The sequence below is a fragment of the Facilibium subflavum genome (genome assembly GCF_003574485.1).
Taxonomy (GTDB): domain Bacteria; phylum Pseudomonadota; class Gammaproteobacteria; order Francisellales; family Francisellaceae; genus Facilibium; species Facilibium subflavum.
In genome coordinates this window covers 26,662-42,243 of the sequence record NZ_QLIT01000007.1, presented here as the reverse complement: position 1 = coordinate 42,243, position 15,582 = coordinate 26,662, and the positions used below count along the sequence as shown (strand labels likewise).

At 39.5% G+C, this 15,582-nt stretch carries 13 protein-coding genes and 1 pseudogene; 8 read left to right on the top strand and 6 right to left on the bottom strand.

Annotation, left to right across the window (positions count from 1 at the left end; all coding sequences use genetic code 11):
* Positions 1-295, top strand: a pseudogene (locus DNK84_RS01155) (hypothetical protein); the annotation flags it as partial.
* 334 nt (positions 296-629) lie between these two features.
* Entirely contained in the window at positions 630-1,145 is a 516-nt protein-coding gene (locus tag DNK84_RS01150; RefSeq protein ID WP_119342742.1) for an FUSC family protein, read from the top strand.
* 132 nt (positions 1,146-1,277) lie between these two features.
* Here the strand turns inward: DNK84_RS01150 and DNK84_RS01145 are convergent, their stop codons facing one another.
* The gene (locus tag DNK84_RS01145; protein ID WP_119342741.1) at positions 1,278-3,296 is read right to left on the bottom strand and encodes a UvrD-helicase domain-containing protein; all 2,019 of its coding nucleotides are present in this window, start codon (positions 3,294-3,296) and stop codon (positions 1,278-1,280) included.
* A gap of 1 nt (position 3,297) precedes the next feature.
* On the bottom strand, positions 3,298-4,125 hold the full coding sequence (gene ygfZ, locus DNK84_RS01140) for a CAF17-like 4Fe-4S cluster assembly/insertion protein YgfZ (protein ID WP_119342740.1): 828 nt from the start codon (positions 4,123-4,125) through the stop codon (positions 3,298-3,300).
* Between the two features lie 90 nt (positions 4,126-4,215).
* Between ygfZ and tadA the strand changes: the two genes are divergently transcribed.
* The 5 genes from tadA (at position 4,216) to ftsZ (ending at position 9,014) form a co-directional block, all read left to right on the top strand.
* A complete protein-coding gene (tadA, locus tag DNK84_RS01135) occupies positions 4,216-4,683 on the top strand; it encodes a tRNA adenosine(34) deaminase TadA (RefSeq protein ID WP_119342739.1) in 468 nt (155 codons plus the stop codon).
* A gap of 59 nt (positions 4,684-4,742) precedes the next feature.
* Entirely contained in the window at positions 4,743-5,642 is a 900-nt protein-coding gene (locus tag DNK84_RS01130) for a D-alanine--D-alanine ligase (RefSeq protein WP_208123225.1), read from the top strand.
* A gap of 56 nt (positions 5,643-5,698) precedes the next feature.
* Positions 5,699-6,346, top strand: coding sequence for a cell division protein FtsQ/DivIB (locus tag DNK84_RS01125; protein ID WP_162902140.1), 648 nt, complete (start codon positions 5,699-5,701; stop codon positions 6,344-6,346).
* Positions 6,347-6,523: 177 nt separating this feature from the next.
* On the top strand, positions 6,524-7,759 hold the full coding sequence (gene ftsA / locus DNK84_RS01120; protein ID WP_119342736.1) for a cell division protein FtsA: 1,236 nt from the start codon (positions 6,524-6,526) through the stop codon (positions 7,757-7,759).
* A gap of 43 nt (positions 7,760-7,802) precedes the next feature.
* Positions 7,803-9,014, top strand: coding sequence for a cell division protein FtsZ (ftsZ, locus tag DNK84_RS01115; RefSeq protein ID WP_119342735.1), 1,212 nt, complete (start codon positions 7,803-7,805; stop codon positions 9,012-9,014).
* 2 nt (positions 9,015-9,016) lie between these two features.
* Here ftsZ and DNK84_RS01110 read toward each other — a convergent pair whose 3' ends face one another.
* A complete protein-coding gene (locus DNK84_RS01110; protein ID WP_119342734.1) occupies positions 9,017-10,108 on the bottom strand; it encodes a DSD1 family PLP-dependent enzyme in 1,092 nt (363 codons plus the stop codon).
* Between the two features lie 312 nt (positions 10,109-10,420).
* Here DNK84_RS01110 and acs point away from each other — a divergent pair, with 312 nt between their 5' ends.
* Positions 10,421-12,334 carry an acetate--CoA ligase gene (gene acs / locus DNK84_RS01105; RefSeq protein WP_119342733.1) on the top strand — a complete coding sequence of 638 codons (1,914 nt, stop codon included), beginning with the start codon at positions 10,421-10,423 and terminating at the stop codon, positions 12,332-12,334.
* A gap of 5 nt (positions 12,335-12,339) precedes the next feature.
* Here the strand turns inward: acs and dusB are convergent, their stop codons facing one another.
* From dusB to accC, 3 genes are read right to left on the bottom strand one after another with little or no spacing between them, the layout of a single operon-like run.
* Positions 12,340-13,311, bottom strand: coding sequence for a tRNA dihydrouridine synthase DusB (gene dusB, locus DNK84_RS01100; protein ID WP_119342732.1), 972 nt, complete (start codon positions 13,309-13,311; stop codon positions 12,340-12,342).
* On the bottom strand, positions 13,308-14,195 hold the full coding sequence (gene prmA / locus DNK84_RS01095) for a 50S ribosomal protein L11 methyltransferase (RefSeq protein ID WP_119342731.1): 888 nt from the start codon (positions 14,193-14,195) through the stop codon (positions 13,308-13,310). The genes dusB and prmA overlap by 4 nt, the downstream gene beginning before the upstream one ends.
* A gap of 31 nt (positions 14,196-14,226) precedes the next feature.
* A complete protein-coding gene (accC, locus tag DNK84_RS01090) occupies positions 14,227-15,576 on the bottom strand; it encodes an acetyl-CoA carboxylase biotin carboxylase subunit (protein ID WP_119342730.1) in 1,350 nt (449 codons plus the stop codon).
* Positions 15,577-15,582: the final 6 nt, after the last annotated feature.

Genomic DNA, 15,582 nt, shown 5'->3' with positions numbered 1-15,582 from the left:
CTGGGAGCAGACGCACATGACGCATCCAGACAGGCTAAGTAACCTGCTTTTTGTATTAAGCATTGCGTTTATTTGGGCATATAGACAGGGAGAGCTTATTTTAAAGCATAAGCCGCAAAAGTTGAAAAAGCATGGTTTTCCACAGCATTCAATGGTAAGAGTTGGCCTGGACTTTATTAGCTGTGCGCTGATGAAATTAGCTATTGATAGTAGCAAAATCTTGCAATCAATCTTAATGGTGTTTTGTAGGCGAAGGAAGCAGAAATATCAAAAATTATTTACAGGTGTCCTGTAGTGTGATGAAATCTATATTTTATCTGAATCAGTTTTGATAGGTATAAAATAGTTTACGAATGGTATAATCATTTAAGCGTTTTAGTGTTGGATGCTTTATTTTACAAATAAATACACTTTAGTAACATTTAAGCTTTCAAAATCGATTATTATCATAATACAAAAACAATTATTTGTGTTTAAAGTGATTTGGCTGGGGGAGTCATTAAAAAATGGTGCGTAATAAATTTTATTACGCACCATTTTTTATTATAAAGAGGACAAATTCAGTCAGGCAATATTCTGTGTTTAAAGGTAAATTGCCATGATTATTTTGGTTTGGGGGTTAACACTGTATGCAAAATAAAAACATTATGCTAGTTTATAATGCGATTGAGTCTGGCATTGTTGCATTAATATGCTTTGGTGCAGGATTCTTTGTAAGCATCCTCTTAAGGGATGGGCAAACACAACTGGATAGCTTATGGTGCATGTTAAGTGGGCTTGTTGTTTTACAATGGTTGGCAAAAAATGCTATTTCCATTGCAAAGGAAACCATTATAGGCTCTATGATTGGATGTGTAATCAGCGCCATTGTCTGTTACTTGATTGGTTATCACTACACATCTATTTTTCTCTCGGTAAGCATTAGTATTCTTGTAACAGGGTTTGTGAAATATCAAAGAGGTATTGTTACTGCGAGTGTAACAGCTGCAGGCATGGCTGGTTTTGGTATGCTAAATAGTGATGTTATCCCTCAAATTAACTCATTAATGAGAGCAGCGGATACTATTATTGGTGTTGCATTAGCTGTACTTGTTATCATAGTCAGTTCATGGCTTAAAATCAGAAAAGATGATCAGTTAGTTTAAAAGCCTTGTAATCTGCTTTGTGTAACAACATTCAACTTGATGTTAAGATTGATCTTTTCATTTGTTATTGTCTGTATGCCCTATCAAGTAACTATTTACTAGGTTATTGTTTTAAGGTTTTGGAATATTCCTTTAGTTTGATTGCTTAAATTTATCCCGTAAAGCGGCAATATTACTCTTTGCTTTATCCTGGCGTTCAGTTTGTGTTGAGGCTTGTCTGCCAATCCAGCTGATATCATCCTGGGGCAGTTCATCGATAAATCTGCTGGGTGTGCTGCTCATGGTCTCGCCAAATTTTTTCCTTGCCTTTGTTAAGGTTAAGGTTAATGAATATTTAGCGCGGGTAATGGCAACGTAAGCAAGACGCCTTTCTTCTTCAACCATGCCATCGTCAATGCTTTGCTGATGTGGCAATAAGCCTTCCTCAACACCCATAATATAAACATGTGGATACTCAAGCCCCTTTGAGGCATGCACGGTTAATATCTGAACCTGATCATTTTGTGTTTGTGACTGTTGTCTGTCAATAATATCCAATAAAAGTAGCCGGTTAATCGTCTCAGCAAAACTAAATTCAGTATCATCTGGCGTTGATTTATCACAAATAAAACCAATTAAATCGGTAACGTTTTCAAAACGTTTTTCGGCTTGTTGCAATGAGCTTGTGTTATCAACAAGCCAATCACGGTAATGAATATCCTGCAGTAGCTGGTATAGCACAGAAGACAAGGCTTCTTGTGTTGTGTTTACCTGTTGCTGATAATTGGTAATAAACTGCTTAAATTGCTTGAGTTTTTCAATCGCTGCTGGTTTTAAATGGGTTTGTAGTCCAACTTCGTCAATGGCATGGAATAAGGCTAAATGGCGTTTGCCAGCATATTCACCAAGCCCTTGTAATGTGTTGGGCCCAATCTCACGTCTTGGTGTGTTAATTACACGCAAAAAAGCACAATCATCATCTGGATTAATCAATAATTTAAAATAGGCTAAGGCATCTTTAATTTCCATTTTTGCAAAAAAAGATGCGCTGCCACTTAATGCATAGGGAATTTTGTACAGTTGGAAATAGCGCTCTAATAAATAGGTTTGATGGTTGCCACGAACCAGTACTGCATAATCATGGAATTGCGTTTGCTTATGTAGTTTGTGTGTCAGGATCTCACTGGCAATACGTTGTGCTTCATCATCTTCATTTTTACAAAGAATCACACGAATAGGGTCACCATATTGATGTGCTGACCATAGTTTCTTGTTGAATAAATGTGGGTTGTGATCAATAAGTGTGTTTGCTGCATGTAAGATTCGCCCACTTGAACGGTAGTTTTGTTCAAGCTTAACCACTTTTAAATGTGGGTAGTCTTCCTTCAGTGCTGATAAATTCTCGGGTTTAGCGCCTCGCCAGGCATAAATGGACTGATCATCATCGCCAACTACGGTAAATTGCTGGCGTGTTTTTACCAGTAATTGCATGAGTTTATACTGGCTTTCATTCGTATCCTGATATTCATCGATTAAGACATAATGAAACTTTCTCTGCCAAGTCTCAGCGACGTTTTGATTATTTTGCAGCAATTGTACAGGAATAAAAATCAGATCATCAAAATCAACGGCATTGTAGGCTTTAAGGTATTTTTGGTATTGTATATAGACCTCATGCGCCTGCTTTTGTTGTGTGCTTTGTGAATCAAGCACTATATTTTCCGGCGCCAGTAACCCATTTTTCCATAAAGAAATCTGATGTTTAATTTCACCGGCAACCTGCTTTGTTGCTTGAAAAGCACTATAGGCAATTTCATGTATTAGCGTTAACGTGTCTTGATCATCAAAAAGCGTGAAATTTTTCTTAAATCCAACCTCGAGATGATGCTTTTTGATAATATTTAAGCCAAGTGTGTGGAATGTGGAGATTTGCAAACCGCGCGTATTCTCATTTTTTAGCCGTGAAACAACACGTGATTTCATCTCTTTGGCGGCTTTGTTTGTGAAGGTAACCGCTAAAATATTGCCAGCCTTATAACCGCAATTTTGGATAAGATAAGCAATCTTTTCAGTGATGACACTGGTTTTTCCACTGCCAGCACCTGCTAAAACGAGTAAAGGCCCATCAATATAACAGGCCGCTTCTTTTTGTTGTGGGTTTAATTGATGCATATCAGGCAATAATCTGCGTTTTTAGGTCATCTGCCAGTATAATGCCTTTTTCGATATTAGATTGGTTGAAAACCGCCAGAATATAGGCCTTGTTATCCACAATAACCATATTAACAATATCAGCAATCACCTTATGATCAGGATCAAATAATTTATCCTGCATCTCAGCCATACCTTCAACCTTAAGGCTGATGAGTTCTTTTTTAAGTGTGCCACGGTATTTCATTCTGGCAATAACTTCCTGGCCTTTAAAACAACCTTTGTCATAGGCGATGACTTTAAACTGATCTAAATTAAGCTCAGCCGGTAAGAATTTTTCGCTGTTATAGCTATCAACCCAGGACAATTGTTGGCAAATATTTTCCTTTTGCACATCTTGCCAGGTCAAGGTGGATTGAATATGTGAGTTTATTTCATTACGATGCAAGATGGCATGCTGAAATAGCCAGTTGTGCTTGTCTTGCCTTGGCTTTGTATTACTAAATACCAAGTGGTAATCTTTAACGGGCTCAAAGCTTATTTTTGAAAAGACTGCATATTTTTGAAGCTCATTTAATATACGATCAGCAAGGTTTTGTGGCAGCATGATGATAAATCTGTTCTTGGCAATAAAACGCACAAAGAAAAGGCTGATAACACGTCCTTTTAAATTGCAAAGTGCATTTAATTGTAAAGGTATTTCAGCGCTAAGCACTGTCAAGTCATTGGTAAGTTGACCTTGAAGAAAATGTGTGCAGTCATGACCATAAACATCAATTGCTTGCATGTTATCATAAATAAAATAAGCCATTGTGACACTTACTAATTGTGTTATTATTGGCGCAAACATAGCCTATTTTTGAAAAAATGTAAATGCTATTTGATTGTGTTAATGGAAATTCCTGCAATGATATAGCAAAACATAAACGTATAGCATATTATGGATAACCAGCACGAATTTTTCATGAAGCAAGCGCTTTGTGAGGCAGAAAAAGCACAAGCCAACAATGAGGTGCCAATTGGTGCAGTCGTTGTTAGAGATAATCAGGTTATTGGTTGTGGATTCAACCAAGTTATCATGTCTTGTGATCCAACAGCACATGCTGAGGTTGTGGCCTTAAGGCAAGCGGCGGAAACCGTGGGTAATTACCGGTTAGTTGATTGTCAGTTGTATGTCACGCTTGAACCTTGTATGATGTGCCTAGGTGCGATGGTACATGCAAGATTATCGCATGTTTATTATGCAACAAACGAGCCAAAGGCTGGTGTTGTCTGCTCTCAAGCACATCTTCATGAAGCATCCTTTTTAAATCATAGGCTTAATATCACCGGTGGTATCTTAGCTGATAAGGCAAGTAAGCTGTTACGTGACTTTTTTCGCCAAAGAAGGCTAGCAAAAAAACAATAGTCATTCTAAGATATTGGCAGATGAGACAAAGGCAAGATACAGTGGTGTGGAGTGGTGAAGTGGATATAAGACAAAAATTTGGTAAGGTTGCTGTTTTATTTGGTGGAGATTCTGCTGAAAGAGAGGTTTCATTGCGCTCGGGTAGCGCTGTCAGCCAGGCTTTGAAAAATAAAGGCATTGATGTTATAGAGATTGATGCAAGTGGTGATGCGCTTGTTGCGGCTTTGATGAAGCAGAAAATCGATCGCTGTATCATTATGTTTCATGGTGAAGATGGCGAGAATGGTCATGTACAATCACTTTTGGATATGTTGAATATCCCCTATACAGGCAGTGGCATGTTAGGCTGTGCATTAGCCATGGATAAAATATTGGCCAAGGATATTTGGCAGTCAAAAGGCATGTTAACACCAAAGTATAAATTATTGGATACAGACTTAAACATCGATGGCTTATCTTTTCCTTTGGCGATTAAACCGGTTGAACAAGGCTCTAGTGTTGGTATTACACGGGTTGATTCAAAGGCGCAACTGGCAGATGCTTATGATTTAGCATCAAAATATGGTTTGGTCATGGCTGAGGAGTGGATTCAAGGCAAGGAGCTTACGGTTTCAATTGTTCAAGATCAAGTATTACCTTCTATTTGGATTGAGCCTTCCAATGAATTTTATGATTATGATGCAAAATATATTTCAGGTTCCAACTATCATTGTCCAAGTGGGGTCAGTGCTGAAACCGAGCAAAAGTTAAAAACAATAGCGTTAAAGGCTTATAGCGCTTTAAAGTGTACTGGTTGGGGGCGTGTTGATTTTATATTATCCACAACTGGAGCGCTTTTTTTAATCGAGGTCAATACCGTGCCTGGCATGACAAATTTAAGCCTGGTGCCGCAAGCGGCTAAACAAATTGGTTGGGATTTTGAAACGTTGGTGCTTAAAATTTTAGAGACATCTTTATGATTGTGCGATTTTATACCAAAATTTTAATTTTTCTTGCGGTAATACTCAGCTGTAGTGTGCTGATATACCACTATACACAATCAAATGCCGCAACATTAGCTAAGGTTGAAGTTCAAAGCACACAACCATTGATGTTTATTTCTCAAAAAGCCGTTATTGACATGGTAAAGCCCTATCAAAAGGATACCTGGTTTGGGTTGGATGTTAAGTCTTTGTCAGAGAAGCTTTTAGCTTATCCTGGTATTAAAAGCGTGCGTGTGACAAAAACATGGCCAAATAAATTATCAATTACCTTTGCGCAATATACGCCTGTTGCCTATTGGCAAAATCACCAGCAGATCCTGCTTGATAATGATGAAATCATCACGCCAAAATACTTTCAACAGAAAGGAGAAAAGGTTGAGTTACCCTTGTTTGATGGTCAAGAATATAATAAAAAACAGATGAAAACGATGTATGATGCACTGTATCAGATTACAAGTAAGCATCAATTACAAATAGAGCAATTGCGTTATCATGGTAACCAGTGGTCTGTTGTCTTATCAAATAAAATCACGATAATGCTTGGCAGTGAGAATATGATGCAAAAACTACAAACATTATTATCTCATCTATCTGAAATCATCGTGCCGGATCATAAAGTGATTAGTGAGATTGATATGCGGTATCGTCGTGGTTTTGCGGTACAATTGTCAACAAAGTAATCAGAAACACTGATTTTTTATATTTTTATTTAAGAATAGCCATAAGCGAGATTCAGTTTTGCTGGATTTATGTTACATTATAAAGTAATGAAATAAATGATGATATCTGTAATAAAAATGCGGGATTAGCCTAAGTTAATCAATCAGGTATCAAAAAATAAAATAGGCGTTTAAAGCATGTCTGATGTAGTGGAAAAAAATATCTTGTGTGCACTTGATATCGGCACATCGAAGGTTGTTGCGCTTGTGGCTGAAGTGAATGATAATGATGAACTAAACATTATCGGTATGGGTACACAGCCGTCAAAGGGGCTGAAAAAAGGTGTTATCGTCAATATTGATGCCACTGTTAAGGCGATTCAAAAGGCGGTTCAAGAGGCTGAAGACATCTCAGGGTTTAGCATCAAACAAGCCTATATCGGTATTGCAGGCAGTCATATTCAAAGCTTTGATTCTCATGGTGTTGTTGCCATTGAGGACTCAGAAGTCTCTGCAACTGATTTAGAACGTGTTATTGATTCAGCCAAAGCAGTGCCGATGCCGGCGGATCAAGAGATTTTACACATTCTCTATCAAGATTTTATGATTGACAATCACAATGGTATTAAAGAGCCACTTGGTATGTCAGGTGTGCGTTTAGAAGCAAAAGTCCACATGGTAACGGCTTCATCCAGTGCCGTGCAAAATATTAAAAAGTGTGTTAATCGTTGTGGAATCAAGGTCCAGGATATTGTTCTTGAGCAATTAGCATCAAGCTATGCAGTTTTGACTGATGATGAAAAAGAATTAGGTGTCTGCTTGGTGGATATTGGCGCGGGTACCACTGATATTGCTGTTTTTGTTGAAGGTGCTATCAAACACACATCTGTTATTCCAATTGCCGGCAGCCAGATCACCAGTGATATAGCACATGCATTGCGCGTGGCAACAGATACGGCAGAGCGTGTAAAGATCCAATACGGTTGTGCAATGGCAAACCTTGTCAAATCGGATGATGCCATTGAAATTCCAGGACTTGCTGATCGTTTAGCAAGGCGTGTGCCACTGCAAACGCTTGCCGGTGTGATCGAGGCAAGAACAGAAGAGTTGTTTGGTCTTATCTATGAAATGCTGGAAAAGAATAATTTATTGGAATCTATTTCTGCAGGTTTAGTATTAACAGGTGGCGCTGCTAAGACAAAAGGGCTTGCGGCGTTGGCTGAAGAGATATTTCGTATTCCTGTACGTATCGGTGGCCCTGCAAATATTACAGGTGTCCAGGATGTACTTCACAATCCTGTGCACTCCACTGGTGTTGGATTATTAATGTATTCACAAGCACAGATGGAAGAAGACCAGCCGATTTATGATGAATTAGAAGGTGAGTCAGGTGTCTGGCAAAAGATGAAAGGTTGGTTTGGTAAGCATTTTTAATTAAAAGCATTGTATTTAGATCATAAAGTAAAAGGAGTAATAGATGTTTGATATTTCAGAATCACTAACTGATAATGCAGTGATTAAAGTAATTGGTGTTGGTGGTGGTGGCGGTAATGCCGTTGAACACATGTTACAACAAAGTATTGAAGGCGTTGAGTTTATTTGTGCAAATACGGATTCTCAAGCGCTGAAAAACTCAAGTGCACGAAGTGTTATTCAGATTGGTGGTGAATTAACAAAAGGTTTAGGTGCGGGAGCAAACCCTGAAGTGGGTAAGCGTGCAGCACAAGAAGACAGAGCACGAATTCAACAAGCGCTAGAAGGCTCTGACATGGTCTTTATTACCGCAGGTATGGGTGGCGGAACCGGTACTGGTGCAGCACCTGTTATTGCCGAAGTTGCCAAAGAAATGGGTATTTTAACCGTTGCGGTTGTAACAAAACCGTTCCCATTTGAAGGCCGCCGTAGAATGCAGCTGGCAGAATATGGTATTAGTGAATTATCACAAAGCGTTGACTCGCTTATTACGATTCCAAATGCAAAATTATTAAGCGTTTTGGGCAAGAATATCAGTTTATTAGATGCTTTCAAAGCAGCAAATGGTGTGCTTCAAGGTGCGGTTCAAGGCATTGCAGAGCTTATCACACGCCCAGGACTTATTAACGTTGACTTTGCTGACGTGAGAACTGTGATGTCAGCGATGGGTGTTGCAATGATGGGAACAGCGACAGCGACAGGTGAGAATCGTGCACGTGAAGCAGCAGAAGCAGCCGTGGCAAGCCCGCTATTAGAAGATGTAAATCTTGCAGGTGCTAAGGGTGTTCTTGTCAATATTACCGCTGGTATGGATATGTCAATTGGTGAATTTGAAGAAGTTGGTGATGTGATCAAAGCCTTTACATCAGATCAAGCAACAGTGGTTGTAGGAACGGTAATTGATCCTGATATGTCAGATGAATTACGTGTTACCATTGTTGTAACCGGTTTGGCGACGGATGATAAAACAACACTTATCAGTCGCGGGGTTGCAGCAGATCGCTCAAATCACTATGCTAGACAAACGGTGTCATTTTCACGCGGTACGCAACAGCAAAAAACAGCAGATGCTGGTGTTGTTAATACAGCAAGTATTCTAAAGCGTCAAGCGCCAGCTGAAGGGAATAACCAGGAGAATGATTCAAAACCACAGTCATCTAAAAATGAAGAGGAATACCTGGATATTCCAACGTTCTTACGTCGTAAAGCAGATTAATTTTACTGACTTTTTCCACGCAAATCTATTAGCCATATATCAACAACGATATCGTTTTCGGTGATGTAAAAATGATCAAATAAATTAATTGTTGGGTCACAATGTGGCACAATCATTTCAATGACATCACCGTTTTGTGGCAGGTTTGTACCTGTGAGCTTCCCGTGCTCATCGCCAAAATAGTCCCAATCATAATAAAGCTCATTATGGCTGATTATTTTTGGTTTTGTTGGATCTTTATATAATGCTTTAAGACCCGCATCAACGGTTACATGCTCTTGATGATTTGCACTTATTACCGTACTAAGCATCGTCATTGCAGGTAAAAAATGCGCGCTTGTATAATCAATATCAAGATATTCCTTATCCATTACAGTATAAGAGCCAGGTTGGATTTCAGTTACACCATCGATCTGGCAATCAATTTCATAAGTGCCAGTACCAGAGCCTGTTTGAATCAGTGAGATGCCAAGCATTTTTTCAAGACGATGCTTAATCGATGCGGCCTTTTGCAACAGTGCCTTTGAGGCGTTAGCTCTTTCATCTTTGTCTGTGATATGTTGGAAGTGTCCAGCATAACATTGAATACCTTTAAGCGTAATAAAAGGCATGTTATAAGCAGAACTAGCCAGATCAAAAGCAGATTCAAAGTCAGTGCCTGTGCGGCCAATGCCGGCATCAATATCAATGATAACGTCAATATTTCTAGATCGTGTCATTTGGGCTAACGCATTAAGCTGTTCAAGATTTTTAAGCTGGTCGCAGACAACCATGGTATCAGGGGCTAAATCAACTACTTTTTGTAATTGTGAAAGCTTGTAATCTGTGACAATCGGTGAAGTAATAAGAATACCGCAAATATTATTTTTTGCTAACTCAAGTGCTTCGCTGACTTTAGTCACACAGATACCGCAAGCCCCAGATTCAAGCTGAAGTGCCGCAAGTTTTGAACACTTATGTGTTTTTGCATGTGGTCTGACATTTTTATCATACTGGCTGGCAAAATGTTGCATGGTTTTAAGGTTGTGCATTAACTTGTCTTTATCAATGACAAGACAGGGCGTGTCGAGTTGAAATTTATGTCGTCCAATCATACAGGTTGCTCATTAAAGTGTGATATAAGGCATTCAATTATATAAGAGTTTATGATAGATGAGAAATCATTCTATCCGGTGATAAGGAATAAGTTTATCTACGTATATATACGTAGGTAAATTTTTTACTTTTATGCTATTTTGATGCTGGTTTCCCTATTGAAAATTTGATAGGCTGAACTTAATAAAAGGGCAAATGAATTGTTCAATGTAGCGTGTGTTTTGCTTATGCTTGATGTCTAAACAGGGAACGTGAAAGTTAATTAGTGTGTTGATCATAGAGTATAAGAATTACAAGTTGAGGAGATATGAATGCAACAAGATTGGTTGGATAGGAAAGTAGCGGTAGAAAAAGATTTAGAAAGTTTTTGGGCGAAAGAGGCAAAAAGAATAGCATGGATTAAACCTTGGCAGAGCGTAACCAGTGGTAATTTCACATCTGGTAATGTGAAATGGTTTGAAGAAGGACAATTAAATGCCTGTTATAACTGTGTTGATCGACATCTTAAACAACATGCAGATAAAACAGCATTGATTTGGGAAGGTGATGACCCTCACAGTCAAAGAAAAGTAAGCTTTCAAGCGTTATATCAGGAAGTCAATCAGTTTGCGAATGTCCTTAAAAAGATAGGCGTTAAAAAAGGCGATGTCGTTTGTATTTATTTGCCTATGATTGTTGCCGCACCTGTTGCTATGCTTGCTTGTGCGAGGATTGGTGCAATACATTCGTTAATTTTTGGTGGGTTTTCTCCTGTATCTATCCAGGATCGCGTTAATGATGCCAGGTCAAAGTTTATTATTACTGCAGATGGTGGTTTTCGAGGTGGTAAAGTAGTTCCTTTAAAGGATAACGTTGATCAAGCAGTAAAAAATTGCCCAAGTGTCGAAAAAGTACTGGTAATTGAGCATGCAAAAAATAAGGTTAGCCTTAATGAAGATAAAGATGTTTTATATCAACAGCTGGTAAAAGAGGTTGATGATTACTGTCCTGTTGAGCCAATGAATGCAGAAGATCCATTATTTATTCTTTATACTTCAGGCTCTACCGGCAAACCTAAAGGCGTTGTACATACAACAGGAGGTTATCTGGTTTATGCCTCATTAACCCATAAAGAAATTTTTGATATTCAAAAAGATGATATATACTGGTGCACAGCTGATGTTGGCTGGATTACTGGCCATTCCTATGTCGTTTATGGTCCCTTATCTAATGCAACAACATCAATTATTTTTGAAGGTGTGCCAAGTTATCCTTCGCCATCGCGATTTTTTGATATTGTAGATAAATACCAGGTCAGCGTCTTTTATACAGCGCCAACGGCAATCCGTGCTTTGCAAGCACAAGGCGATGATGCCGTGCTTGGCCAGACAAGACGTGACTCTTTAAGAATTCTGGGCACAGTCGGTGAGCCGATTAATAAAGAAGCTTGGCATTGGTATCATGATGTTGTTGGTCAAAAGAAATGCGCTGTGGTTGATACGTGGTGGCAGACGGAAACTGGTGGGATCATGATATCACCAGCTTATAATCATCCGCAAAAACCAGGTTGTGCGATGACGCCTTTTTTAGGTATTAAGGCAGAAATTTTAGATAAAAATACAGCTGAGGAAACAAAAGGAGCACTATCTGCACATGATTATGGTGCTTTGGTTATTAAAAAACCCTGGCCTGGAATGATGCGAACACTTTGGGGGGATCATGAGCGCTATATGGAAACCTATTTTAATGTCTATCCTGGTTATTATTTTCCTGGAGATGGTGCTTATCGTGATAAGGATGGTGATATTTGGATATCAGGGCGCTTGGATGATATTATCAGCATAGCAGGGCATAGAATCGGTACGGCTGAAATTGAAAGCGTTCTTGATTCACATGAAGCGGTTGCTGAAACGGCTGTGATTGGTGTTCCAGATAATATCAAAGGTGAAGTGATTTATGCTTATATTACGTTGGAGAAAAAAGCCACACCATCAGAAGCATTAAAGAAAGATATCATTGCCTGGGTAAGAAAAACTTACGGCCCAATTGCAACGATCAAGGTCATTCAGTGGGCGCCAGAATTGCCTAAAACGCGCTCAGGTAAGATTATGCGCCGTATCTTAAGAAAAATTGCGCACTTTGAAGAAGATCAAATTGGTGATATCTCGACTTTGTCTGATCCTGAGTGTGTTAAGAGTCTTTTGCAAAACAGGATAGATTACCGTAAAAAACAAACAGCAGAGTAAAGCATTTATAGGTAGGTGTTTGTTGGGCAGTGGCTGATATATTGAAGCTGTTCTTGTGGGCAATCAATTTTATTGAATTCCTGCCTGAAGTGCTTTGGTATTTTAAAATATTCAAAATACCAGCCGATGTGTTTTCGAGTAAAACGTATGCCCATATAATCACCATAAAATGCATGCATGGCTTTGATGTGCGAAATAATAGCGGATTTTTGTTGTGTAAAGCAATGGGTTTTCTGATAAGAACCTTTTGTTAAAAAATCATTAATCTGTTTGAAGATCCAGGGATTACCGTGAGCGCCACGACCAATCATGAGGCCATCTGCCTTGGTATAATCAAGCACTTCTTTGGCCTTTTGTGGCGTTGTGATATCGCCATTGGCTATAACGGGGATGTTGATGTTTTGCTTGATGTGTGCGATTGTATCAAACTCAGCATGGCCGGTATACTTTTGCTGACGTGTTCGCCCGTGAATAGTCAACAGTTGAATGCCTGAATCCTCAGCAATTTTTGCAATACTTAAGGCATTTTTGTGATCATTATCCCAACCAGTACGAATCTTTAATGTTACAGGGACATTGACTGCCTTGACAGTTAAGTGCAGGATTTTTTCTACAAGCTTTTCATTCTGCATCAAGGCTGAGCCTGCTAATTTATTGCATACTTTTTTAGCGGGACATCCCATGTTGATATCGATGATTTGTGCGCCTTTTTGCACATTTAATTGTGCAGATTCTGCGAGCATCAGTGGATCGCTGCCGGCGATTTGAACAATTTTTGGGGAAGCTTCGTCACTGTGGTCGATTCTACGCTGTGTTTTCGTGGTTTCATATAGATGTTTTTGTGACCACACCATCTCCGAGACTACCCAGCCTGCACCAAAACTTTTGCAAAGCTTTCGAAATGGCAGATCGGTAACGCCAGCCATAGGGGCAAGAAATAGGATATTATCTGATTGGAATTGGCCAATTTGGATCATTTCTTAGTGCCACTAAGAAGTGCCCAATCCTCTTTGATTATTGGTGAAGCGAAATCAAAATCATTTCGATAGGCTGTAAGTACTGCATCAACCTGATCATGCAGGATACCTGATAAAGCAAGTTTCCCACCTGGTTTTACCAATGCGGTGATCTGGTGGGATAAGTCAATTAAAATACCTGCCAGGATATTTGCAATGACAATGTCAACCTGGGGCAGTATCGGTATTTCATTGCTAAGATACGCTGTAAACCCATTGGTGATGTTATTTTTTATGGCGTTGTCTTTGGATGCCATAATGGCTTGAGGATCATTGTCAATGGCGATAACTTCCTGTGCACCAAGCTTCTTGGCAGCAATTGCTAGAATGCCTGATCCGCAGCCATAATCAATCACACTTTGGCTTGTGGTGATATTTTCATCCAGCCAGTTTAAGCAAAGTGCGGTTGTGGGGTGTGTGCCTGTGCCAAAGGCAAGCCCTGGGTCAAGTAAGAGCTTGGTTTTGTTTGAAGTTGTGACGCTATTTTCCTGCCAGCTTGGGCATATGATCAGGCGTTTGCCAAATGTCATCGGTTTAAAATCCTGCATCCATTGGCGAGTCCATTCTTTATCTGCAAAGCTTTTTAGTTTGATAGCATCATTTTTTAAGTAATCAAATGTTTTTAATACCTGGTTACCAATCACTTGGAGCTCATGCTCTTCAGTAAAAAGACCAACTAATACTATTTCATCCCAAAGTGGGTTTTCCCCTGGTTGAGGCTCAAGTATCGGTTGATCTTTTGCATCTTGGTAGCTGATAGAGCAAGCACCAAGCTGAAGCAGTAGCGCTTCTATCGCCTCAAGGTTTTGCTGGTTACAGGTGACTGAGATTTCATGCCATAGCATAATATATTAAAGCTCTTTGTTATTTTTTTGTTTACTGTTTATCTTTAGCAAGCAGCTTTTCCAGATAGTGGATATTGGTTTGCCCTTTTTGAAACTCCTTATCGGCAAGCACACGATGATGCAGAGGAATATTCGTTTTAATTCCATCGATAATCATCTCCTCTAAGGCGCTTTGCATGCGTTGAATCGCCATTTCACGTGATCTTGCATGTACGATGACTTTGGCAATCATAGAATCATAGTTAGGTGGAATAAAGTATTGTGAATAAATGTGAGAATCTACTCGAACGCCAGGGCCGCCTGGTGCATGGTAAATCTCGATCTTACCAGGACAAGGTAACATCTTAACCGGATCCTCAGCATTAATCCTGCATTCAATCGCGTGGCCATTGATCTTCACATCATCCTGTGTGTAGCTTAGTGTGCCACCTGACGCAATCCGAATCTGCTCTTTAATCAAATCAAGATTCGTAATCGCCTCAGTAACCGGATGCTCAACCTGAATACGCGTATTCATTTCAATAAAATAAAATTCGCCATTTTCATAAAGAAATTCAAAAGTACCAGCACCACGGTATTTCATCAATTTACACGCATCGACACAGCGTTTGCCAATTTCATCACGTTGCTGATTTGTTAAACCAATGCCCGGTGCCTCTTCAATCACTTTTTGGTGACGACGTTGTGTTGAGCAATCACGTTCATATAAGTGTATGGCATTACCCTGTCCATCACCAAAGACCTGGATCTCAATATGGCGTGGGTTCTCTAAGAATTTTTCCATATACACCATATCATTGTTAAAGGCCATTTTTGCTTCAGATTGTGTCATCTCGATAAAACGCAACAGATCTTCGCGTTTGCGTACTACACGCATGCCACGGCCACCACCGCCACCTGCGGCTTTGATCATAATTGGGTAACCAATTTTATCTGCCATTTCAAGATTTTTATCCGGATTACTGCTAATCGGGCCATTTGATCCTGGTACACACGGCACACCTGCTTTTTTCATATGCTGGATTGCAGAGACCTTGTCCCCCATCACACGAATGCTTTCTGCACGTGGACCAATAAAAATAAAGCCACTGGATTCGACCGATTCTGCAAAATCTGCATTTTCTGATAAAAAGCCATAACCTGGATGAATCGCATCAGCGCCGGAAATTTCGGCTGCTGCAATGATAGCTGGGATATTTAAATAGCTTTGTGCAGGATTAGCAGGACCAATACAAATGGTTTCATCGGCAAGTTTAACGTGCATCAAGTCCCGGTCAGTAGTGGAGTGTACGGCAACCGTTCTAATGCCAAGTTCTCGACATGCGCGAAGAATGCGTAAACCAATTTCGCCTCGATTGGCAATAAGTATTTTTTTTATCATTGTGAT

Bases quoted from the DNA above. Each gene is read 5' to 3' on its own strand.
- acs (WP_119342733.1), top strand. From the start codon at position 10,421: ATGCAACAAGATTGGTTGGATAGGAAAGTAGCGGTAGAAAAAGATTTA.
- ftsA (WP_119342736.1), top strand. From the start codon at position 6,524: ATGTCTGATGTAGTGGAAAAAAATATCTTGTGTGCACTTGATATCGGC.
- prmA (WP_119342731.1), bottom strand. From the start codon at position 14,195: ATGCTATGGCATGAAATCTCAGTCACCTGTAACCAGCAAAACCTTGAG.
- ftsZ (WP_119342735.1), top strand. From the start codon at position 7,803: ATGTTTGATATTTCAGAATCACTAACTGATAATGCAGTGATTAAAGTA.
- dusB (WP_119342732.1), bottom strand. From the start codon at position 13,311: ATGATCCAAATTGGCCAATTCCAATCAGATAATATCCTATTTCTTGCC.
- ygfZ (WP_119342740.1), bottom strand. From the start codon at position 4,125: ATGTTTGCGCCAATAATAACACAATTAGTAAGTGTCACAATGGCTTAT.
- DNK84_RS01145 (WP_119342741.1), bottom strand. From the start codon at position 3,296: ATGCATCAATTAAACCCACAACAAAAAGAAGCGGCCTGTTATATTGAT.
- accC (WP_119342730.1), bottom strand. From the start codon at position 15,576: ATGATAAAAAAAATACTTATTGCCAATCGAGGCGAAATTGGTTTACGC.
- DNK84_RS01150 (WP_119342742.1), top strand. From the start codon at position 630: ATGCAAAATAAAAACATTATGCTAGTTTATAATGCGATTGAGTCTGGC.
- DNK84_RS01110 (WP_119342734.1), bottom strand. From the start codon at position 10,108: ATGATTGGACGACATAAATTTCAACTCGACACGCCCTGTCTTGTCATT.
- tadA (WP_119342739.1), top strand. From the start codon at position 4,216: ATGGATAACCAGCACGAATTTTTCATGAAGCAAGCGCTTTGTGAGGCA.